Genomic DNA, 20,630 nt, shown 5'->3' on the forward strand with positions numbered 1-20,630 from the left:
TGAACCACTCATATAACCGGATTAAAAATGCTTATAGCCAATTATGAAATAATGGAGCATGCCGATCTTTATAAGCCCATTAAAACGCCTGACCATGCCACAGCTGACACAGATATTAGTTTTTTTTCATCACAACTCGGCCACTCCACATCGTCGAGAATCGCAGCTGAAAAACTTGACTCGTCAAACCTGTTGATTGCAGCATCAGAACAGTTTGACACCACAAAAGCCAAGATAACCAAACAGCTAAAAACTCTAAGCAAACAGATCGACAGGGATGCGATGAGAAAGTATCCAAACGAGCTCTCAAATACACTATTCATGTCACAAATCCTCGTAAAGAGCCTTGGCAAAACGACCCAATGCATCGACAAAATATGCAACCTCCAGTAGAAAAAAGCATGAGTCGACTTCAAACAACCCTGCTGTCTCTTTCTTTTCTATTTATATTGAACGGTTGCAGTGATCGCGTAGAACTCCATCGCCAATTATCCGAACAGGAAGCAAATGAAGTCGTAGCAGAACTGGCAGATAAACATATTAGAGCACAAAAAATCCCTACCAAGGATGGTGTTACTGTAGCCGTTAATACGAGCGATATCAGCCGCGCTGTACGCACCCTTGAGGCCGTAGGTCTCCCCAAACTTGCTCGTGCCACATTGGGTGATACGTTTCGTAAAGAGGGCGTTATTTCTACGCCACTAGAAGAGCGCGCTCGCTACATCTACGCCTTATCTCAAGAGCTTGAAGCGACATTGTCGAACATCGACGGTGTGATCGTTGCACGAGTACACGTCGTATTGCCCGAACGTATCGCACCGGGAGAACCTGTCCAACCCGCATCAGCCTCGGTATTCATCAAGCACGACCCTCGCCTTGATCCCGATAATATCCGTGCGCGAGTTCGCAGAATGGTCGCAAGCAGCATTCCGGGAATGACCACAGCAGTGGACAATCAACAAAAACTCACTGTGATATTCGTACCTGCTGCGGCTTATCAGGAGCAAAGACGGTTGGCCTATTTCGGTCCTTTCCTAATCCCAGCAAATGATCTTGGCTTCTGGTGGACAAGCGCTATTGTTGCATTGGCCAGTCTGATCTTAACGGGGATTGGTTCATTATTTTGGCGCAATAGGCGATGCCCACTACCGCAAGAAAAGTCTACGGCAGATGTACCAACTGGACCTTTCCATGGTTCCTAGTTCCGATCACGTAATGACTGAACAACTGGCCTGGGTTCAATGGTGGGCATTTCCCTTGAAATCTTCCCACGAAGACTGGAAGTCTTTACACCCGGAGATTGACCTGACTCTTCGCATTGGAGCCTCGGCGCCAAACAAACTTATGGGCATTGTTCCCTGCTTGCCTCCCCCGCCCCACCATACCGTATATCGACTTGCGCTTGCCTCCACCGAACAACTCGATCTCGCGCTCGCATTGATTCAAAATATCGTTAACCTTGGAACAGCCCACTCCTTGAGTGAAGATCACCATCTATGGTGCACGAGACTTTCTAAAGCACTCAGCCCTGACATACTTCCAACCGGCGATGATCCTTTGCAATTACTGCGCGCCTGGGTAGAGCCCACTATCTGGCAGCGCATTCGATTACGCTTCCCCTGCACGCGAGTGCTTGAGATAGAAAAAAAAGCTCCATTAGTCGAAAACACGCACAGCCGGATCGCGACTCTTTGGCAGGCCGTTGTCTGGCGTGTCACATCTATGAAAAATCACGACACAGTTCATGACTCGCACGGTCAGGAGTTTAACGATGCTCTGCCTGCACAAAATTGAGTTGCACAAGAACGGTACCAGGCTTCCACTCCCGCTAATCCCTCATGAAGTGGTGGCAGACATCACGAAGGCTAATCAGCTTTTGGAGCATGCTAAAGCACAGGCTCACGAACTGAGAAGACTAACCGAAGAAGAATGCAAAACGCTGCTAAAAAAAACCACTGTGGAAATCTGGCAACGAGCGGATGACCAACTCAAGCGCTGGGAACGTGAACATGAAAAAACACTTGAAAGTCTCGAATACTATGCAAGCATGATCACCCGTCAAGCGATCAGTTGCATACTTGATGAGACAATCGAATCCAAACGCCTGACGGTTCTCGTAAAAAAGTTGTTGGTCAGTCAGATGCCGCAAATAAATGCGAAATTACTCTGCAGTCCTACAGAAATCGACGCTGTAACACAGTATTTGGCTATTCATGGTGCTGCGTGCTGGACTCTACAGGCAGACGAGGCAATTCCACCTCAAACACTGATACTGAAAACAGACGAGGGTGACTTCTGTATCGATTGGAACTCAATGCTTGATATATTTTTCAAGCACGACAAATAGCATTACTAAAGCGCCTCCATCACTTAAATATTACGTGCATATTTTCTGTGAACGGAACTGAATCAAACCTTTACACCACTACATAAAGAAAGAGTAAGCCTCCATGGACTTTTTTAAAGACTTACCCCTTAACCTTCTGCAAAACAGTAAAAAAGCTTACACGGCACAAAAAAAAGGAGCTGAGGAGGCCATGGAGACTGGCGACTTAGACTTTTTCAACAGACTATTGATCCAACAGCACTACTCCGATTTCGCGTATCAGGAGCAGGGGCGTATCAACCATCAAATACTCAGGACAACTTTTGATAGTTTCCAGTGACTTTGAATTTCTCGTTGCTCATTGGTTGAACAGCGATAAAGAATACATCAAATTGTTTGAAGGGAAAGACGAAATCGTCCTCAGCCGCCAGGAAACTAGGGTGATACTGCGCGTCCAACTCACTCCAGATCAACCCACCCAGACAGACCTGCAATCCTGGCTGCGAATAGGCGCTGCCAGCCTCAATCATTTTCAAGGCGTGCTGTCGCAGGCCCCTACCAATGGTGTGCTGTGGCTTATTCAAAACGACAAGGTTGCACTTGGCGAATCGCATCTGCTCAGGAGTGTCGAATCACTACTCAATCAACGTGATACATGGCGAGACACCGCTGTGCGGCTGAAAAGGTCTGCGCCCCCGTTCACGCCTACCTCGTTACGTTCGTTACTGTACTAATCAGAGAAGCATCTATGTATAACAAGGTCCATAAGCACAACAGCTTACGCATTGACTCGCATGAAACTTTCTCGCTACGTACCAAATGGCGTTGCCTGATCACTGTCGCCTGCTTGTTGGCTCCGGTGTATCCAACCCTCGCCGCCATCCCCCCCGAATGGAAAAACACCGCCTACGCCTATGAAGCCGAACACAAACCCCTGAGGGAAGTGCTCGAAGACTTCGGCCAGACCTTCGGCACACAACTGCAAATCGAGGGTTTGCTGGAGGGGACTGTCAACGGCAAGATCCGCGCGAATACCCCGCAGTCCATGTTGGACAGGCTGGGCGTTGAGCACCGCTTCCAGTGGTATCTCTACAACAACACCCTGTACATCAGCACGCTGGACCAGCAGGAGTCCGCGCGGCTGGAGGTGTCTTCGGAGACGATCAGCGACCTCAAGCAGGCGCTGACCGATATCGGACTGCTCGATAGCCGTTTCGGCTGGGGCGAGCTACCGGAAGACGGTGTCGTACTCGTCTCCGGTCCCAAGAGCTATATCCAACAGATCAAGCAATTCAGCAGTCAACGCCGCTCTGCGGATGAAAAACAGAGCGTGCTGAGTTACCCGTTGAAGTTCGCCAATGCGACAGACCGCCTGGTGGATTACCGCGGTGAAAAACTCAACGTTCCAGGCGTCGCCAGCATTTTGCGCGGGCTGCTGGAACCGCGCTCCTCTTCTGCTCTCTCGGGGCTCGGCCAGCGCCCTGCCGCCCAGCCGTCGCCTCTCACGCCAAACGTGCCGCGCCTGGGCAACCCGTTGTTGGGCCAAATGCTTGGTGCAAACGCCAACCCGGCGCAAATGGACATGGGGGCGACCTTGACCCCGCGAGCTCCGGTCGCCAGCAGCCGGATCCGCGTCGAGGCGGATGTGCGTAACAACGCCGTGCTGATCTACGACGTGCCAGAGCGTCAGGCGATGTATCGGGAGTTGATCAGCCAGCTCGACGTCGCGCGCAAGCTGGTTGAGATCGATGCGATCATCCTCGATATCGAGCGCACGCAGTTGCGCGAGTTCGGGGTGAACTGGGGCTTTCAGAACAGCCGGTTTCGCGGCGGCGCCAATGTCTCGCCGGGCACCTCATCGCAACTATCGATTGAAAACCGTGACCGCTTCTATGCCGATATACGCGCATTGGAAGCCAAGGGGTTGGCAACCATGGTCTCCAACCCCTCCGTGCTCACCCTGGAAAACCAACCGGCAGTTATCGACTTCAACCGCACGCAGTACCTGACGCCCGGTAGAGAGAATGCAACCATTTTGCCGGTTACCGTGGGCACCAGCTTCCAGGTAGTGCCTCGCGTCATCACCAGCCGTGGCGGCCATCAGATCCACTTGGTGGTGGATATTGAAGACGGCAATTTCGACGAGACCAACCCCAATCCGAACAACCTTGACGTGCGCCGAGGCAAGGTCAGCACCCAGGCCGTGATGGCGGAAAAGCGTTCGCTGGTGGTCGGCGGCTTCCACGTGACCGAGCGCAGCGACAAGCAAAACAAAGTGCCGTTGCTGGGTGATATTCCGCTGCTGGGCAAGGTGCTGTTCTCCTCGACCGAGCGCCAGAACAATCGGCGTGAGCGCTTGTTCATCCTCACCCCGCGTGTCATTGGTGACCAAACCGACCCGTCACGCTACTTGCCCCAGGCCGACCAGGCCGAACTGCAGGCCGCCCTCACGCCGCTGGCCAGGCGCGTTAACCCGCACCAACCGGTGATCAAGCGCAGCGACATCACCAGCACACTGGCCCATCTGGTCAGCGGGCAAGTCCCCAAGGCCTTCAAGGCGGCGCCGATGCCACTGGGGCTAGATACCCTGTGCAACACCCGTGACCTGCTGGCACTGAATACCGAACGCAGCCAATGGTATGCCGGACCGGATTACAACGTCGCGGTGGTGGTGCTGCGCAACCAGTTCACGCGCAATGTGCGCATTGATGAAAAAGAATGCAGCAACTCGCAGACGTTGGCCGTGAGTGTCTGGCCGCGTGCCTGGCTCAAGCCAGGTGAAGAAGCCGAGGTCTTTATCGCCATGCGACCGGTGGTAAAGGATGAACACCTCAGCGTGCCACGCCCCTCCTTGCTCTCTCCAATCCAGAAGGCCACGCCATGAAACACCGCTTGTTGTACGTCACCCTGATCGGCGCGGCATTGCTCGCCACCGGTTGCACACCGACCTGCAAGGGCGACTCCTGCTCACGCCCGCAATCCACCAAGGATAAGCTGGTGATCTGGTGGCCGCCTCAAATGCGCGTCGAACCCGGCCCCGCCGGGGAGCGTGCGGACTATCAGACGGTGTCGCTGGAGCGATGAGTACTCCGGGGATACTGGACGACCATCAGCGTCAGGTCTTCCTCGATAACCTGGTGGGCGGCACTGCCGCTCACCTTACGCTCGGCCCTGGTATAACGGTGTGCGCACAGAACGCAGGCACCCAACCAGGGGTGGCGCTGCTGGTCGCTCGCGAAGCGCTGCAGACCGGGCAATTGCAGCAGGCGTTGGAACGACGCTTTGAGCAAGCGCTGGCGTTCGATGGCTGTTTTATCTACCTCGACGCCCAGGACACTTTGGTGATCTGGCACGCGCTGCCTGCAACAACCCGCGCTGCGGACAGGGTCCTCAGCCGGATGCTGACGCTGGCCAGCCTGCAAGCCCTGGACACGGGCTCAACCCGCTGATCAACGTTGCTCAAGCTCTGGCAACTCCAGGGTCTCACGCTTGGCCTCATCATCGAGCTCGCGCAAGGTCCGGTAGATCAACGCGACGGCTTGCAAGGTTTCGCGCGGAATGTTCTCGCCCAGTTTCTTCGTATAAAGCGTGCGAGCGAGCCAAACACACTGGATCACTGGCACGTCGGCCGCCTTGGCGCGGTGGATCAGTTTGCGAGCGTTGGCATCAGTGCCCTTGTCCACCAGCAAGGGCAACGGTGTTTTGCCGGGGCGGTAGTAAAGCGCTACGGCAAAGTGCGTCGGGTTGACCACCAGCATATCGGCCTCCTCCAGCTTGGGCAGCTTGACCTTCGGTTCCTCTTGGGCCAATTGGTACGCCAACGAGCGGCGCTGCCCTTTCACATGGGGGTCGCCCTCCATATCCTTATACTCTTTGACGACCTCGACCTGAGTCATGCGCATGCGCTTGGCAAAAAAGTGCTTCTGCAATATCAGGTCGATCAGAGCCAGCACCAGCAGCAACCCCAGGCACGCGTGCAGCAGGTGACGGAACAGTGCAATCAGCGCCAGAAGGTAACTTTGCAGGTCGCTATTGGCCAGGTTGATCAACGTTCCCAACGAAGGCCAGACCACCACGTACACAATCAATCCCAGGAGAAACGCTTTGGCGATGCTCATCAATAGGTTCATCAGCGACTGGGCTGAGAACATCTGCTTGATTTGGCTGAGGGGGTTCAGGCGGTTGAAATCGAGCTTCAGGGTCTGCGGGGCAAACAGTATCCCGAACTGCATCCAACTGCTGATCAGCTTCACGATGATCGCAACACCGGCCATCAGCAGGGCGAACGAGAAAAACACCACCAGGCCTTCGGCCAACACTTCCTCCAGCGCTCGCACGAAAGGCTGGTTCAGGCGGGACATCGGCAACATCATCAGTTGCTGGAACCGTTGCAAACTGGTCTGGGCGGTGAACAACGCGATTTCGCTGATGGCGGTGAGCACCAGCAACTTGCCCACATCCTGGCTTTGAGCAACCTGGCCTTTCTTGCGTTGGTCACGCAGCTTCTTGGCAGATGCCGGGTGTTTTTTCTCGCCGGAATCACTCATGGTATCGCCGCCTTGAACAGCAGGCCCAGCGAGTGCTTGAGGTCGCCCAACTGGCTCATGCGCCCGACGATCAAGTCCTGTAGCAGCGCAAAGTACAACAGCAGAATTCCGATACCCGCCAGGCTCTTGACCGGTGGCGCCAGCGAACTCACCTGCAACTGCTGACTGTAGACCCCCAGCAACGCGATGCCGAATTCCAGCAACAGCAGCACTGCAATGAACGGTGCGGCATAGAGCATCATGTGCGTGAAGGTATCCGCGAGCAGGTCGACAAATACGCTCATGCCATTCGCCGCCGGCAGCGGAAACCACACCGTGGGGGGCCAGATCAGGTAACTGTCCCAGATCACCTGAGTCAGGGAGCCCAGCCCCAGGCTGACGATCAACAGAAAAATCGCCAACTGCTTGAACAAATGCCCGATGGGCGTCGCATCCGGCCCCAGCGAAGGGTTGAGCTGGCCGCCGGCCAAGGCGCCGCGCTGGTTATCGAGCAGTGCGCCTACCGACTCGAACATCCAGAACGGCATAGAAAGCAAAACGCCCAACAAAAACCCCAGGGCCACTTCCTTGAGCACCAGGCCACCGAGCATGAGCCCTGAGTAGTCGTGGCCCTCCAATGCCGCATGAATACCCGGTGCAGGCATCAGCGCCATGACCATCACGATGGTGTGCCGTGGCATGCCACGGATATGCTGAAAACAGAACGCGACCACCAGAAAGGCGCAGGGGTAGATACGCGCCATGCCAATGATCAGGCTGGGCAGGAACTCCAGATACAGCAGCACAGGCAAAACCTCAATTCAGGGCCGAGCGACCGATCATCTCGAACGTCAGGTTGATCAGTTGAATCAACTCCACACCAATCCAGCGGCCGGTCATGATCAACGTGATACCCACGGCCACCAGCTTGATACCAAAGGGCAGCGTCTGGTCCTGTATCTGCATCAGCGCCTGCACCAGCGACGTCAGCACGCCCACCACCACCGCCACGATCAGCGGCGGTGCCGACAGCACCACCACCAGCAACATGCCTTGCTTGAACAGTACGATCGGTTCCATACGCCCCTCAGAGATAGGAAAGGAACAGGCTGTCGAGCAACCGCGACCAGCCAGACACCAGCACGAACAAGAGCAACTTGAGCGGCAGGGAGATGGTCATGGGCGAGACCATCTGCATCCCCAGCGCCAGCAGCAGGTTGGAGACGATCAGGTCGATCACGATGAAGGGGATATAGATGAGAAAGCCGATCTCGAACCCCGCCTGCAGTTGCGACAGCACGAAGGCCGGTATCAACAGGATCAGGTCCTCGCGCTGCACCTCTTGCGCCATCTGCGCAGGCCACAGGCGCGCGGTATTTTCCAGCAGATGGGTCAGTACGTCCGGGTCGACGTTGCGCAGCATGAATGCACGCAACGGTTTGATTGCCTCATTCCCGGTCTGCAGAAACGTCTGTACGTTAGTCATGTCCAGGGGCGAAGCCTTGACGCTCTCGGCGATCTCGTACCCCACCGGGGCCATGATAAACAGCGTGGCCGCCAACGCGATCCCGTTGATGGCCATGCTTGGCGGGACCTGCTGCACACCGATGGCGTTGCGGGTAATCATCAGCACAATGACAATCTTCAAGAACGATGTGCAGATGATCAACAGCATGGGCATCAACGACAATGCCCCAAGGAACATCGCTAGAATGAGGGGATCTATCCCCTGCAGTGTCATCGACCGACCATCACGCGAGACAACTGCAAGCCCAGGCGCCCGTCGACTTCCACCAACTGACCCTGGCCAATAGGGCGATCCCCATAGTAAAGGCCGGCCATTCCTGGGGCATATCCGGCAATCCCCAGCACCGCGCCGGGGGCGAGGTTACGCAACTCACCCAGAGTAAGGTTCAACGTCCCGCAGCGTACGTTCAGCCCGATGCTCAACTCATCGAACGGCTCGCTGCCGAACACATCCACTATGGGCTCATCCTCCTCATGCCCTGAGAAGGGGGGTATTGAAAATTCCTCGTCCACAGACGTGTCCTCGATAGAAGTAAGGGTCAGACGCAGCTGCCCGGTGTCGTCATCAATGCAGCCATGCAGCCGCTGTCTGCCGACCTGTAAATGGCCATTGCCGTGGGCTTGAAACAAGCACTGCTCAAAGATCAGCACGTCGCCAGACCGCAGGCTGCGTGCCTGCGCAATGGGTAATTGCAAACGTCCCAGGATCACGGCAATTGGCAGTTGAAATGCTCCAGGCATCGGAGCGCCCATGGCGCGCCAAGGCCCCGCATCACACAACGCCAGGAAACTTTCAGCCGACAACCACATATAGCCCGTGACACGCGACGCCCCCAGGGTCACGCTGAGCCGGCAACCAAACCCGGTGGGGCGCTCTGTCTCCAGCAAGCGCACATAGCCCAGCAGGGCCAGCACCTGAGGGCTGAGATGATGTTGAAACAGCGCCCAGAACCAGGACTCTGCATCGTTGCCAGCCTCGGCCAGCGTCACCGGGCACTCACCCAGCAAGCTCAATAACGGCCCCGCCTCAGCGAGCGCCAGCACCCCGCATACGGTTTCCAGGCACACGGCTTTGACCCCGGCAGGCGCGCGCCCTGGTTCGAGACACAACTCACCGCCCTGCCCCGCCACGTGGAACGGCAGACGCAAGCCGCGCCCCAATCGACGGCGTGCGGCAACCGTATCGCCGTTGACCAAAGGCAATATCAACTGCGGCATCATCATGCCGACCCGGCGTTGGGTATAAACAGGCTGACCGGCTGCCCCAGCGCGGCGGCAAATCGACCTTCGCACTGTTGGCGCGTGCCCCTGAGCCAACGCGCTGTCGCGTCATCTTCCGCTTCCAGATCAATGCTCCAGGCGTTCTGCTCACGGCGTACGCTGGCGTTGATCCGTCCCAGCCGCGGCAAATACAACACCGCCTGAAGCGGCCACTGCGCGCTGCCCATCACGCGAGGTGCCAGTTGCTCCGCAAGCGCCTCAATCATGGAAGTCGTCATCGACTCTTTCATGCCCGACAAGCCACCCCGCGTCCCGGTACCTTCATCGTTATCGCCGAACAACTGGGCAAACAGCCGCCCTTGGTCCCACGGCACCACGACGCCAACACCAGGCTCATGTCCCTCTCTAGGCTCGCGCTGTCGTGGGCGTTCGGTGGGTTTGGTTGAAACCTGGGTCATGTCGACTCCTGGAGCAGTAAAAGAGATAACTCCTGCAGTTTTTCCACCTGACGCAGACACTCGCTAACCTGTTTCTGGGTACTGTCGACGCGGGCTTCCTTTTCTTCCTGCTGCCCCCGTAGCGTTTCCAGCTGACCTTGGTCGCGCCGAGTCGTGGCAGACAATGAGCGCTCCTGCGCGCCCCAGGATTTGAGCGCCTGCAGGGTCAATACCTGGCCTTGATGCTGACTGAGCAATTGGGCGCTTTGCCGGGCCTCTTCCTCCCGGGCTTGCTCAAGGGCGGCCTGGGCCTGCTGGATATGTGCGAGCAAGGCTTTCTGAGCCCGCTTCGCTTCACGCAGCGCGCGCTCGGCCCGGTCCGCCCGATGCCGGCGCAGGCGTCGCAAGGTCTCGACTTCATCCAGCAGCACATTCGAATAAGTTGATTCAGAAAGGGACATAGGCAGTCAGCTCCTTGAGCTGGTCCAGCGTAGCCGCGAGTGGCGCCGGCTCACGCAAGTCTTGGCGCAGGAAATCGTCCACGGCCTGACGACTGTCCACGGCCAGGTCGGTCAGGGCATCGCTGCCGGGCTGGTACTCACCCAGCTTGAGCATCAACTCGATCTGCTGGTACGCCGACAACAGGCGCCGCAACGCCGTCCCGGCACGGATGTCGTCAGGCTCGGCGACATTGCTCAAAATCCGCGACAGGCTCGCGAGGACATCGACCGCCGGGTAGTGCCCGCGCTCGGCCAGCTTGCGGGACAGCACGATATGCCCGTCGAGCAGCGAACGAACCTCATCGGCCACGGGGTCGTTCATGGAGTCCTGTTCGATCAGCACCGTGTAGATAGCGGTGATCACGCCTTCACGGGTCAGGCCGGCGCGCTCGACCAGCCGTGGCAACAGGCTGTACACCGACGGAGGTAAACCACCGCGCCCCAAGGGTTCGCCGGCGGCCAGGCCGATTTCGCGCTGGGCCCGGGCGAAACGCGTCAGGGAATCGATCAGCAGCAACACCCGCTTCCCCTTGCGTCGAAAACCTTCCGCCAATGCGGTTGCCGTAAAGGCCGCACGGGCGCGCTCCATGCTGGAGCGATCGGACGTGGCACACACCAGTACCGCTTTGGAGCGCAGCTGCTCATCCAGTTCGTGGTCGAGAAACTCACGCAGCTCCCGGCCCCGCTCGCCGATCAGGCCGAATACAATCACATCGCACTCGACATTACGGGCGATCTCGGCCAACAAGGTGGTCTTGCCGCAACCGGCCCCCGCGAACAACCCCACACGCTGGCCTTCGCCGAGCGTCAGCAGGCCGTCGATCGAGCGCACACCCGTGGCCAGCGCGCGGTTGATCCTTGGCCGGTCGGTGGGCAAGGGCGCTTCACATAACACCGGGCTTGCATCAGGCGCATCAGCCTCGGCAAATGCACTGGGGCCATCCCCCGTAATCGGCCGTCCAAAACCATCCAGCACCTGGCCCAGCAGCGCGTCACTGACCTGCACGCAATGCGGCACACCCAGGCGCTCCACGCCGGCGCCCACGCGCACACCTTCCAGGTTGCCCAGGGCACTGAGCACCGCATCCTGCTGATCAAAACCGATGATCTCGGCCAGCATGTATTCGCCTGGCTTTTTTTCTACCTGGCACAAGTCACCGATACGCGCCTGAGGCAACCGGCATTGCAGCAGCATGCCGTTGACGCGCTGGATACGACCGCGCATCTTCACCGGCGAAAACCTCACCAGCGATTGTGTCTGGCGCTGCTGCCATGCATCGAGGCGCGCTTGCAGGTCCGTACTCACCAGCGCACCTCATAGCGCTGTGCGCCATCGAAAATCACTTTGCTGTTATCGATCAAGACCAGACGCAAGCCATCCAATTCGTCCCCCACAAACAGCCGACCGCCGTCTTCAAGCACCACATGACCGTTCGGCCCGCCAACGATCTGCACAATCCTGAACGGCGGTGCGCTGTCGCGTACCCGGACACGGCTGATCACCGGAACGTCACTGTCAAACTGCTCGCCAAAGCGGCTGAGCATGCGCGCCACCAAGTCCACATCCTCTTGGGAAACGTCCCCATTGAGGGCAACCTGGCCATTGATCACCTGCAAGCTGACGCGATGATCCAACTCGCGCTCGTTGAGCATCTTCAGCAACTGCTGGCGCACTTCGAACGGCGAACCCAGCTCGTTTTTCTTGACCTCAGGAGGCATCAGCGAAGCCTGGGCCTCGCGCTCCCCCGTAGAGGCCATGCCCACCGCCATGATGATGATCGTCACCACCAACACCAGGCTGAGCAGGCGCTTTTGCTGGGAGTGCGAGATGGACGACAACGTGAGTGTTCGCACAGGGTCGACGCTCGGGCGCGATGATGTCGGTACCGCCGCCGGAGCTGGCGCTGGTGCCTGGGGCCAGGGATGATCAGCCAGGGCAACACACAGCCGAACCGTGCCCACCAGAAACGGTACGCTGACTTCCAGCCTCGCAATCTGGGCCAGCACCTGTCCATCAGCGCCGCGCAGCAGACCGGCTTCGGCTTGTACCGACCAGTTCGAGTCGATAAACCGCAACCGCGCATGCTGCTCGGCGATCCCAGCATCATTGAGCACCAAATCTGCATCTGCATGGGCACCAATACTCCATTCGTCGCCAAACAACGGCAACGCAGCGCCTTGGTGTAAACCGTCCAGCACACGTAGCTCAAACATCATCGAGCCCTACCTGACACTGACCATGGATGGGCACTCACGCCACGGCACCCCGCATCAGTTCGTCCTGGCCGAAGTCAAAACGTCCCAGTACTTTCACCTTCGAGGTGCTTCCCAGTTCAGCAAAGGACAGCACCGGAACATGGTTGAACTCCTCCAGCAGCAGGGTACGTAGAGGGCTGCGCAAGTCCTGCGCTACCAACATCACGCTTTTGGTTTTTGGACGTAAGGTAAAGGCCTGGTTGAGCAGGCTGACCAGCGCTGCACTGCTCTCATCGTCAAGCGCAAAAAACACCCCGGTCTGAGTCTGGCGCAGTGCCTCGCGCAAGGTGTTTTCGCTCTGTGGTGACAACAACCACACGTGCAGGCCATCAGCTTCACTGTACTGGTGAAATATCTGGGACTTGAGGGCAATACGGGCATAGCCGGCCAATGCCTCCGGCTCACGTTCATGCTGGCCATATTCGATCAGCGACTCGACGATCAGCCGCACTGCGCGCAGCGGCACGCCTTCACCGGCCAGTCGTTGCAATACCGCTGAAAACCGCGAAAGCGGCATGATGCGTTGTAACTCTTGCACCAGTTCGGGCTGGTTGTGCTCCAGCCAGCTGAGGATCGACTTGCTCTCCTGAATACCCAGGAACTGCGGTCCGCTGAGCATCATCGCTTGCTTCATGCGTTCAATAATCAGGGTCGTTGCACTGAAGCGCTCCAACTGCGGATCATCCAGCACCGGATCATCAGGCCTCACCCAGACCCATTCCTGCTCATCACGCTCGGCCAGCCCTTCCTGGGCGTCTTCCAGCTCAACAGTCAGCGCCTTGCGCTCTACCGCCACGCGGCTGACGACAGAGGCTTTGATCATCGGCACTTCATGCACGCAAAACCGCATTTCATCGTCGGCCAGCGAATCATCCAGCTCGACCTCGAATGGCGGCAACGTGAGCCCGATGTTAGCGACAAGCGCATTGCGTGCCTGGCGGATGCCGTGAATCAAGTCCGTCACTTGCGGCGTCCCTCGCAGTGCAGGGGGAAACTTCAACAAGTAAGGCCGCGACGGATCAAAGCCACGCAGGTCTTCACTGCCGTTCTCTTCAGGGCGTACCGCTTCGGCTGCCTGGGCTTCGGGCTGCGCTTGTTGCTGCCGCTTGCGCGCGAGGTAATAACCCAGAGCCCCGGTCATAATCGAGATAAAGATAAACACCAGTGTGGGCATGCCCGGCACTATCGCGAACGCCAGCATTCCGACCGAAGCAATCATCCAGCTCTTGGGCTCGCTGGTCATTTGCCGGGCAATTTCGGCGCCCATATTGCTGACGCCCTTGCGGCCGTCCGGTGCGACGCGAGTAATGATCATGCCCGCCGTCAGCGAGATCAGCAGCGCAGGAATCTGCGCAATCAGGCCATCACCGATGGTCAGTACGGAATACAGCGAGATCGACTCGGCAGCGCTCAAGCCGTGCTGGAACATTCCCGTGGAGAAGCCGCCCAGCAGGTTGACCAGCACAATGATCAAACCGGCGATGGCGTCGCCCTTGACGAACTTCATCGCCCCATCCATGGCTCCGAACAATTGGCTTTCACGGGACAACTGCTCGCGCTTGTCCCGCGCTTGCCCGCCGTCAATCAGCCCGGCGCGCAGGTCGCTGTCGATAGACATTTGCTTACCGGGCATCGCATCCAGGCTGAACCGCGCCGCGACTTCGGCGACCCGTTCCGAGCCTTTGGTGATGACCAGAAAGTTGACCAGTGTCAGGATCAGAAAGATCACCATCCCCACCGCCAGATTGCCCCCGACCACAAAGTTGCCGAAGGCTTCGACGATCTCACCGGCGTCCTGTTCCAGCAGGATCAAGCGGGTGGTAGCGATCGACAGCGCCAGACGAAACATCGTGGTCAACAGCAAAATCGACGGGAACGACGAGAACGCCAACGGCCCCGGCAAATACAACGCCAGCACGATCAACAGGCACGAGATACAAATATTCAGTGCAATAAGGATATCCACCAGCCAGGTGGGCAAAGGCACGATAAAAATAAACACGATGGCCATGACCACCACGGCGCCCAGCACCTCCGCGCGCCGTGCCACCTTGAGCAGCACGTTATTGATGACCGCCAGTGCGGTCACGCCCGGTCCCTCGAAAAGCCAGCCACGTAGGCAGAGCCCCGTTCGATACGAGCAAACTCATCCATCACCAGCAAAAAGTTGTGCAGGGCCTCCTGACGCCCACGCTGATCACTCCACAACGCGATAGGGAATTGTTGGAACAACGGGTACAGCGCATTGAGCAACACTAGAGAAACCGATGGCTTGTCACCGGCTAACTCCTGCACCAGGCTCTGGATCTCCGCAGGGGCGATGCCGCTGCCGGCATAACCCAGCAGGCGCTGCAGCAGGCTGACCGAGTCCTGCTCGATACTCATGCGCTGAATCAGCATCTGGCATGCACCGAGCACCGCACTCAACTGCCCGCAGCTTTGCAGGCCCAGTAACAACGTACGCAACTGCGCCGTGGGTACCGACGGCGTGTGTGCCGCAATATCGTCCGCCAAGGCCTTGCGCATCACCATGAGCCCTGCGGCGAAACGGTCGCCACCGTACACGCCCAGCAAGGCCTGCATCATGCGAGCCAGGGACTGGCGCTGCACCACACTCGCGTAGTAGAGCGCCCGCACCGCCTGACACTCCTGCGGATCACCACTGGCCGCATGCAGCGTCATGGCGATGTTGAGCCCGGCCTGGATCTCGCCCTTGTAGCGAACCTCCAACTTGGCCAGCGCGTCTCGGGCCAGCCCGGCTTCGGTCTCGCGCAATTCACCTTCGGCCTGGGTCAGGACATGCTTGAGCACCACGTACGTGCAAGCAGGATCACGGCCAGTCAGCTCCACTATTGTGTCAACGCTGGGCCGTTGCAGCAGTTGCATCCTGATCCGACGCGCAACAGCGGAAAGGCTTGCTTCAGCGGGGAGGCTTAGCAGGCTGTAGAGCCGCTTGAACTGCTCGATGGGCGGCACGCGCACCTCAAACGTACGCTCGCCCAACGGTTGGTTGTTACGCATTGCTTCCTGGCTGAACACGTTGGCCAGTTCATCGATGCCCGTCGCAGCCGACTGCGTCTGGGGTGCGATCCCAGTGCTGGGACCCAGCTGATCCGGATACTGGCTCTTTTGCACTTCAGGGGTGATTTCGACGTTCATGGGCGTGCCGAGATAAGAAGAGTGTGTGCTTGTGTGGCAAGAAACCCCGAGACGGTTCCACTTTTATTCACACCCTGAACTTTTGAAAAAACCGGCACAAAACACCCATGGTTTTTTGCAAAAAACTGCGCAACCAGCATCAGATAAAATATTTTTATTCATATATTTCAGCTGCTTACATAGATCTTCCGTTTGGCACAGCCAGTGCTACAGGGCTTTGCGTCGAAAGCATTTCGACCCGTTCACCCTGAGGAAAAAACCATGAATCTTCCCATTGAAGCTTTAGCTCACCTCGTTGGCAGCTCGCCTCAATTCATGCATCACCTGACAGACGAACAGCAGAAAAAACTCCGACGCTTCATTCACAAACGCGTACTCAACCCGGAAGATGCGGATGACCTTCTGCAACTGACTTACCTGGAAGCATGGCGCAACCGCGAGCGCTTCTGCGGTAACGCATCGCTCAGCACCTGGATGTGTGGCATCGCACAGAACCTGATCCGCAATCATTTCAGGCGCATGTATGCCAAACCTGTGCATTGCGAATTTGATGAGTCGTTGTGGCATGGCCAGGCAGAAAACAACAACCTGGATTGGGAATTTGAGGTCAACCGCCGCCTGGAGAACACCCTGAGCGCCATCGACCATCTGCCAACGGAAATGCGCAAGACGCTATATGCATCGCTGGAAACCGACGGCAGCTACCAGGACACCGCCGACGTATTGGACATCCCTATCGGCACAGTCCGCTCACGCTTGTCGCGCGCGCGCGAACAGCTCAAGCGCGCCACCCAAAACCCGTTTCAACCGTAAGACTGGCTGACAGGCCAAACGTTGGGCGGCAGGGATATCTGCCCAACCGGACTCCACCTGTTTCCAGCCGGCGCCCCCAATGGTGCCAGGCCCCCACCACTGTCCAGACATCACGAAAGCAGAGGCTGGCAGTCACGCAACCCCCTCAGTTTCGTTAAACAATTGAAAGCGTAGAAAAAATCTTCACAAAAATGCTTGACGCATTTGCGTTCTACGCGAATAATGCGCGCCACTTGGCTACGTAGCTCAGTTGGTTAGAGCATAGCATTCATAATGCTGGGGTCCGGGGTTCAAGTCCCTGCGTAGCCACCAAGTACCGATCCATAGATGTCTACAGCAGTCTGTGAATCACCTCAAGAAGCCCGCCTAGTGCGGGCTTTCTTGTGTCTGGAGTTTCATCCAGATCCGCCCCTCACATTACGCATGCTCTCTGAAAGCCTCGATTAAGCACGCGGCAAACGGGTGATTAACCCGTTGCGCGTAAGGCCTGCGAAAGAAGCAGTCGAATCAACTGACGGCGTTGATACGGCCGATCAGGGAGCCGGCTTCAAAGTAATCACCCGCCTGTTTGGCAATCTGAAGTTCACCCGCACAGGGGGCCAGAATCGATGTTTCCATCTTCATCGCTTCGACCACCGCGATCACTTGCCCGGCACTGACCGATTCGCCATCGTCGACGACCCAGGTGTGCAGGTTGCCTGCTACCGGCGTCAGTACCGCGTGCGGATCAACCGCCTCGCGTGTGCTTGTGCTTTCGCTGGCGGGACCGGCGGCATTGAGGCTGACACCGCGCAACAGGGCCGCAGGCAGGCCTAGCTCATGGCGCTTGCCGTCGATCTCGACAAAGGTACGCAGCACGTCAGGGTCGGCCGACATGGCGTTGCGCGGCGCGATGGTGATCTGTTCGGCGAAGTCGGTCTCGATCCAGCGGGTGTGCACGGCGAAGCGATCGGCGCCGGTGAAGTCGGCATGATCCATCACGGCCCGGTGGAAAGGCAGTACCGATGCGATGCCCTCGATGTTGAATTCAGCCAGTGCCCGGCGTGCACGGGCGATAGCCTGTTCGCGGGTGGCGCCGCTGACGATCAGTTTGGCCATCATCGAATCGAAGGTGCTGGGCACGCGTGAACCGCTGGTCACGCCGCTGTCCAGGCGCACGCCCGGGCCGGAGGGCGGCACAAACTCGGTAATTTGCCCCGGTGTCGGCAAGAAGCCCTTGCCCGCATCTTCGGCGTTGATACGAAACTCAAAGCTATGGCCACGTGGGGTTGGCGTCTCGCTGAACGACAAAGGGAAACCGTCGGCGATGCGCAGTTGCTCGATCACCAGATCGACGCCGGTGGTTTCTTCGGTCACCGGGTGCTCGACTTGCAAGCGCGTGTTGACCTCAAGAAACGACAAGGTGCCATCCTGACTGAGCAGGAACTCCACCGTGCCGGCGCCGACGTAGCCGGCCTTGGCGCAGATATCGTGGGCGGACTGATGAATGCGCTGGCGCTGCGCATCGCTGATAAAAGGCGCGGGCGCCTCTTCCACCAGCTTCTGGTTGCGTCGTTGCAGCGAGCAGTCACGCGTGCCGACGACCACCACCTTGCCGTGTTTGTCGCCCAGAATCTGCGCTTCGATGTGCCGAGGGCGGTCGAGGAACTGCTCGACGAAACACTCACCGCGACCAAAGGCGGCTTCGGCTTCACGCACGGCCGAGGCAAACAGCTCGGCGACCTCATCCAGGCGCCACGCGACTTTCATGCCGCGCCCCCCGCCGCCGAACGCTGCCTTGATGGCAATCGGCAGGCCATGCTGCTCGGCAAAGGCCAGCACTTGGGCGGCGCTTTCAACAGGTCCGGGTGTACCCGCAACCAGAGGTGCGCCGACCTGCTGGGCCAGTTTCCGCGCTTCGACCTTGTCCCCCAGCACGTCGATGGTCTCTGGGTTGGGACCCACCCAGATCAAGCCAGCGGCGATCACCGCGCGAGCAAAGTCGGCGCGCTCCGACAAAAAACCATAACCCGGGTGCACGGCATCGGCGCCGCTGCGTTTGGCGATGGCCAGGAGTTTTTCGATATCCAGGTAGGTCTCTGCCGGGCGTTGGCCATTCAGCGAAAACGCTTCGTCCGCCTGGCGCACATGCAGGGCGTCGATGTCCGCGTCGGCATACACCGCGACAGACTGCACACCGTAGTCGCGACAGGCGCGGGCGATGCGGACGGCGATTTCACCACGGTTGGCGATCAATAATTTTTTCATGGAGTTGTCTTCGCATCGGCAGTTGAAGAAGAGGCGTCTGTGCTGGGTCGGATTTCGTGGAATCCGCCCAGGGGGTTGAAGCGAATCTGCGCGTTGATCGGTATCTGCCCCGCCAGGTCCAAGTGGTGTGTCGCCACTGCGGCGATCACCGGGTAGCCACCGGTCAACGGATGGTCGGCCAAAAACAGCACGGGCTGGCCGCTGGCTGGCACTTGGATAGCGCCGACGGAGGTGCCTTCGCTGGGCAGTTCCTGGGGGTTGCTGCGCGTCAGCGGCGCATCACCGGCCAGGCGAATGCCCACCCGGTTGGACTGTGAGGTCACGCGCCAGAGCTGGCTGCTCAGGCGCTGGATCGCGTCTTCGGTAAACCAATCGGTGCGCGGCCCCATGACCACATCAAGGGTGACGATATGGGTCGCCGTCGGCAGCTCAAACGCCGGGGCTTCGGTCAGCGATACGCTGGTGCCCGTGGTCAGGGTGGTGAAGCCCAGACGATCACCAGCGGCAAGTGCCGCAGGGCCGACCTGGGCCAACGTGTCCGTGGACAAGCTGCCAAGCACCGGCGTGACCTCAAAACCGCCACGAATGGCCAGGTAGCTGCGCAGGCCCGCCAGCGGTGCGCCCAGACTGACACGGTCACCCACGTCCAGTTCGATGGGTTGATAGTTGCTGGCCGGCCATTGCAGGCCACTGGCGTTGGTGATGGTGACCGGCGTGTGCGCACCGGTGATCGCTATCACCGCACGGCCATGGCTAACGAAGCTCAAGCCGCCAAGTACCGACTCTACGCAAGCCATGTCCGAGCGATTGCCCACCGCGCGGTTGGCGGCGCGCAGGGCGCCGAGGTCGAGCGCACCAGAGCGGGAGACGCCTTGACCGGTTTGGCCGGGCCGTCCCATATCCTGCAAGACGCTGTGTAACCCAGGATGGATGATTTCCAGATAAGCACCGCTGGGGGCGGCGGGACGCACTGCCGCAGCGGGGGTTGGCAGGCCGTTGGCCGGGAGCGGGCCTGCGTCGGTAAAGCGCACTTTATAACCAGGGCGCAGCAGGGCCGGCTCGGTGCGGTTCAGGTCCCACATCTGCAGGGGCGTGACACCGATGATCTGCCAGCCGCCAGGACTGGCTTGCGGATAGACGCCACTGAAATCCCCGGCCAGCGCCACGGCACCCGCTGGTATGCGGGTGCGAGGGGTTTGTCGGCGCGGCACCTGGAAACCGGCGCCGCCCGTGAGGTAGGCAAACCCCGGCGCGAACCCACAAAAGGCCACGCTGTAGTCATGGGCGGTGTGGCGCTGTATCACTTCGTTACGGTTGATGCCGAGCAGCGTGGCGACCTCGTCGAGGTCTTCACCGTTGTAATGCACGGGGATTTCCACGCGGCGCTGTTCGACCTCGCGGCGCTGGCTCAGGTCCCGGCCGGCGATACGATCGACCAGCGCCTGACGCTCGATGGCGCTGGGGCGAAACTGGATCAGCAGCGTCCGCGCAGCAGGCACAATTTCTTCCACGCCCGCAATAGGCTCCGCCATCAGGGCGTCGAACAAAGCCAAGGTCTCGTCGAGATCGTTCAATTCGACGAGCAGGGTGTCCAGGTTGACCGGTAGAAAACGCACGG

The 20,630-nt window shown here is 58.6% G+C and carries 23 protein-coding genes and 1 tRNA gene; 11 read left to right on the top strand and 13 right to left on the bottom strand.

Features of this window, described 5'->3' with window-relative positions; all coding sequences use genetic code 11:
• Window positions 1–27 precede the first annotated feature (27 nt).
• The 9 genes from EJD88_RS27200 (at window position 28) to EJD88_RS10935 (ending at window position 5,775) form a co-directional block, all read left to right on the top strand.
• Window positions 28–393 carry a type III secretion apparatus protein RspB gene (locus EJD88_RS27200; RefSeq protein ID WP_256673711.1) on the top strand — a complete coding sequence of 122 codons (366 nt, stop codon included), beginning with the start codon at window positions 28–30 and terminating at the stop codon, window positions 391–393.
• 8 nt (window positions 394–401) lie between these two features.
• Window positions 402–1,202: a type III secretion system inner membrane ring lipoprotein SctJ gene (gene sctJ / locus EJD88_RS10900; RefSeq protein WP_158877933.1), complete on the top strand. Its 801-nt coding sequence runs from the start codon at window positions 402–404 to the stop codon at window positions 1,200–1,202.
• Window positions 1,203–1,215: 13 nt separating this feature from the next.
• The gene (locus tag EJD88_RS10905; RefSeq protein ID WP_244653858.1) at window positions 1,216–1,794 is read left to right on the top strand and encodes a type III secretion protein; all 579 of its coding nucleotides are present in this window, start codon (window positions 1,216–1,218) and stop codon (window positions 1,792–1,794) included.
• Entirely contained in the window at window positions 1,772–2,347 is a 576-nt protein-coding gene (gene sctL, locus EJD88_RS10910; protein ID WP_158877934.1) for a type III secretion system stator protein SctL, read from the top strand. The genes EJD88_RS10905 and sctL overlap by 23 nt, the downstream gene beginning before the upstream one ends.
• Window positions 2,348–2,450: 103 nt before the next feature.
• Window positions 2,451–2,666, top strand: coding sequence for a hypothetical protein (locus tag EJD88_RS10915; RefSeq protein WP_112193344.1), 216 nt, complete (start codon window positions 2,451–2,453; stop codon window positions 2,664–2,666).
• Entirely contained in the window at window positions 2,650–3,060 is a 411-nt protein-coding gene (locus tag EJD88_RS10920; RefSeq protein ID WP_178117340.1) for a type III secretion protein, read from the top strand. The genes EJD88_RS10915 and EJD88_RS10920 overlap by 17 nt, the downstream gene beginning before the upstream one ends.
• Window positions 3,061–3,074: 14 nt before the next feature.
• Window positions 3,075–5,210: a type III secretion system outer membrane ring subunit SctC gene (gene sctC / locus EJD88_RS10925; protein WP_112193342.1), complete on the top strand. Its 2,136-nt coding sequence runs from the start codon at window positions 3,075–3,077 to the stop codon at window positions 5,208–5,210.
• Window positions 5,207–5,410 (top strand): HrpT family type III secretion system protein, encoded by a 204-nt coding sequence (gene hrpT / locus EJD88_RS10930; RefSeq protein ID WP_099583939.1) that lies wholly within the window; start codon window positions 5,207–5,209, stop codon window positions 5,408–5,410. Before sctC ends, hrpT begins: the two co-directional genes overlap by 4 nt.
• Window positions 5,407–5,775 carry a transcriptional regulator gene (locus EJD88_RS10935; RefSeq protein WP_099583938.1) on the top strand — a complete coding sequence of 123 codons (369 nt, stop codon included), beginning with the start codon at window positions 5,407–5,409 and terminating at the stop codon, window positions 5,773–5,775. Before hrpT ends, EJD88_RS10935 begins: the two co-directional genes overlap by 4 nt.
• On the opposite strand, the gene sctU is transcribed toward EJD88_RS10935, so the two are convergent.
• The 11 genes from sctU to sctW are packed head-to-tail and all read right to left on the bottom strand — an operon-like array spanning window position 5,776 to window position 15,952.
• Entirely contained in the window at window positions 5,776–6,873 is a 1,098-nt protein-coding gene (gene sctU, locus EJD88_RS10940; protein ID WP_112193340.1) for a type III secretion system export apparatus subunit SctU, read from the bottom strand. It lies immediately after the preceding gene.
• Window positions 6,870–7,658 (bottom strand): type III secretion system export apparatus subunit SctT, encoded by a 789-nt coding sequence (gene sctT / locus EJD88_RS10945; RefSeq protein ID WP_099583936.1) that lies wholly within the window; start codon window positions 7,656–7,658, stop codon window positions 6,870–6,872. Before sctT ends, sctU begins: the two co-directional genes overlap by 4 nt.
• 10 nt (window positions 7,659–7,668) lie before the next feature.
• Window positions 7,669–7,932: a type III secretion system export apparatus subunit SctS gene (gene sctS / locus EJD88_RS10950; protein WP_065938437.1), complete on the bottom strand. Its 264-nt coding sequence runs from the start codon at window positions 7,930–7,932 to the stop codon at window positions 7,669–7,671.
• Between the two features lie 7 nt (window positions 7,933–7,939).
• A complete protein-coding gene (gene sctR / locus EJD88_RS10955) occupies window positions 7,940–8,593 on the bottom strand; it encodes a type III secretion system export apparatus subunit SctR (RefSeq protein ID WP_099583935.1) in 654 nt (217 codons plus the stop codon).
• A complete protein-coding gene (locus EJD88_RS10960) occupies window positions 8,590–9,603 on the bottom strand; it encodes a FliM/FliN family flagellar motor switch protein (RefSeq protein WP_158877935.1) in 1,014 nt (337 codons plus the stop codon). Before EJD88_RS10960 ends, sctR begins: the two co-directional genes overlap by 4 nt.
• Window positions 9,600–10,058: a type III secretion system HrpP C-terminal domain-containing protein gene (locus EJD88_RS10965; protein ID WP_158877936.1), complete on the bottom strand. Its 459-nt coding sequence runs from the start codon at window positions 10,056–10,058 to the stop codon at window positions 9,600–9,602. Before EJD88_RS10965 ends, EJD88_RS10960 begins: the two co-directional genes overlap by 4 nt.
• Window positions 10,055–10,498, bottom strand: a complete 444-nt coding sequence (locus tag EJD88_RS10970) for a YscO family type III secretion system apparatus protein (protein ID WP_112193336.1) — start codon at window positions 10,496–10,498, stop codon at window positions 10,055–10,057. Before EJD88_RS10970 ends, EJD88_RS10965 begins: the two co-directional genes overlap by 4 nt.
• A complete protein-coding gene (locus tag EJD88_RS10975; protein ID WP_099583931.1) occupies window positions 10,485–11,843 on the bottom strand; it encodes a FliI/YscN family ATPase in 1,359 nt (452 codons plus the stop codon). Before EJD88_RS10975 ends, EJD88_RS10970 begins: the two co-directional genes overlap by 14 nt.
• Window positions 11,840–12,751, bottom strand: coding sequence for an FHA domain-containing protein (locus EJD88_RS10980; RefSeq protein ID WP_158877937.1), 912 nt, complete (start codon window positions 12,749–12,751; stop codon window positions 11,840–11,842). The genes EJD88_RS10975 and EJD88_RS10980 overlap by 4 nt, the downstream gene beginning before the upstream one ends.
• A gap of 37 nt (window positions 12,752–12,788) precedes the next feature.
• A complete protein-coding gene (gene sctV / locus EJD88_RS10985) occupies window positions 12,789–14,882 on the bottom strand; it encodes a type III secretion system export apparatus subunit SctV (RefSeq protein WP_158877938.1) in 2,094 nt (697 codons plus the stop codon).
• Entirely contained in the window at window positions 14,879–15,952 is a 1,074-nt protein-coding gene (sctW, locus tag EJD88_RS10990; RefSeq protein ID WP_158877939.1) for a type III secretion system gatekeeper subunit SctW, read from the bottom strand. The genes sctV and sctW overlap by 4 nt, the downstream gene beginning before the upstream one ends.
• Before the next feature lie 261 nt (window positions 15,953–16,213).
• Between sctW and EJD88_RS10995 the strand changes: the two genes are divergently transcribed.
• The gene (locus EJD88_RS10995) at window positions 16,214–16,765 is read left to right on the top strand and encodes an RNA polymerase sigma factor (RefSeq protein WP_099583929.1); all 552 of its coding nucleotides are present in this window, start codon (window positions 16,214–16,216) and stop codon (window positions 16,763–16,765) included.
• A gap of 235 nt (window positions 16,766–17,000) precedes the next feature.
• A tRNA-Met gene (locus EJD88_RS11000) sits at window positions 17,001–17,077 on the top strand.
• A 195-nt stretch (window positions 17,078–17,272) separates the two neighbouring features.
• On the opposite strand, the gene EJD88_RS11005 is transcribed toward EJD88_RS11000, so the two are convergent.
• On the bottom strand, window positions 17,273–19,012 hold the full coding sequence (locus EJD88_RS11005) for a biotin carboxylase N-terminal domain-containing protein (protein WP_158877940.1): 1,740 nt from the start codon (window positions 19,010–19,012) through the stop codon (window positions 17,273–17,275).
• Window positions 19,009–20,628 carry a 5-oxoprolinase/urea amidolyase family protein gene (locus EJD88_RS11010; protein WP_158877941.1) on the bottom strand — a complete coding sequence of 540 codons (1,620 nt, stop codon included), beginning with the start codon at window positions 20,626–20,628 and terminating at the stop codon, window positions 19,009–19,011. Before EJD88_RS11010 ends, EJD88_RS11005 begins: the two co-directional genes overlap by 4 nt.
• Window positions 20,629–20,630 lie beyond the last annotated feature (2 nt).

The organism is Pseudomonas sp. PB105 (genome assembly GCF_009764655.1).
Taxonomy (GTDB): domain Bacteria; phylum Pseudomonadota; class Gammaproteobacteria; order Pseudomonadales; family Pseudomonadaceae; genus Aquipseudomonas; species Aquipseudomonas cyclaminis.

What these genes read in the sequence shown, in the direction of transcription:
- hrpT (WP_099583939.1), top strand. Translation starts at nt 5,207, where the DNA reads ATGAAACACCGCTTGTTGTACGTCACCCTGATCGGCGCGGCATTGCTC.
- EJD88_RS10935 (WP_099583938.1), top strand. Translation starts at nt 5,407, where the DNA reads ATGAGTACTCCGGGGATACTGGACGACCATCAGCGTCAGGTCTTCCTC.
- sctR (WP_099583935.1), bottom strand. Translation starts at nt 8,593, where the DNA reads ATGACACTGCAGGGGATAGATCCCCTCATTCTAGCGATGTTCCTTGGG.
- EJD88_RS10905 (WP_244653858.1), top strand. Translation starts at nt 1,216, where the DNA reads ATGACTGAACAACTGGCCTGGGTTCAATGGTGGGCATTTCCCTTGAAA.
- sctS (WP_065938437.1), bottom strand. Translation starts at nt 7,932, where the DNA reads ATGGAACCGATCGTACTGTTCAAGCAAGGCATGTTGCTGGTGGTGGTG.
- EJD88_RS10980 (WP_158877937.1), bottom strand. Translation starts at nt 12,751, where the DNA reads ATGTTTGAGCTACGTGTGCTGGACGGTTTACACCAAGGCGCTGCGTTG.
- EJD88_RS10970 (WP_112193336.1), bottom strand. Translation starts at nt 10,498, where the DNA reads ATGTCCCTTTCTGAATCAACTTATTCGAATGTGCTGCTGGATGAAGTC.
- EJD88_RS11005 (WP_158877940.1), bottom strand. Translation starts at nt 19,012, where the DNA reads ATGAAAAAATTATTGATCGCCAACCGTGGTGAAATCGCCGTCCGCATC.
- EJD88_RS27200 (WP_256673711.1), top strand. Translation starts at nt 28, where the DNA reads ATGCTTATAGCCAATTATGAAATAATGGAGCATGCCGATCTTTATAAG.
- EJD88_RS10995 (WP_099583929.1), top strand. Translation starts at nt 16,214, where the DNA reads ATGAATCTTCCCATTGAAGCTTTAGCTCACCTCGTTGGCAGCTCGCCT.
- EJD88_RS10960 (WP_158877935.1), bottom strand. Translation starts at nt 9,603, where the DNA reads ATGATGATGCCGCAGTTGATATTGCCTTTGGTCAACGGCGATACGGTT.
- sctL (WP_158877934.1), top strand. Translation starts at nt 1,772, where the DNA reads ATGCTCTGCCTGCACAAAATTGAGTTGCACAAGAACGGTACCAGGCTT.
- EJD88_RS10965 (WP_158877936.1), bottom strand. Translation starts at nt 10,058, where the DNA reads ATGACCCAGGTTTCAACCAAACCCACCGAACGCCCACGACAGCGCGAG.
- EJD88_RS10915 (WP_112193344.1), top strand. Translation starts at nt 2,451, where the DNA reads ATGGACTTTTTTAAAGACTTACCCCTTAACCTTCTGCAAAACAGTAAA.
- sctC (WP_112193342.1), top strand. Translation starts at nt 3,075, where the DNA reads ATGTATAACAAGGTCCATAAGCACAACAGCTTACGCATTGACTCGCAT.
- sctW (WP_158877939.1), bottom strand. Translation starts at nt 15,952, where the DNA reads ATGAACGTCGAAATCACCCCTGAAGTGCAAAAGAGCCAGTATCCGGAT.
- sctJ (WP_158877933.1), top strand. Translation starts at nt 402, where the DNA reads ATGAGTCGACTTCAAACAACCCTGCTGTCTCTTTCTTTTCTATTTATA.
- sctU (WP_112193340.1), bottom strand. Translation starts at nt 6,873, where the DNA reads ATGAGTGATTCCGGCGAGAAAAAACACCCGGCATCTGCCAAGAAGCTG.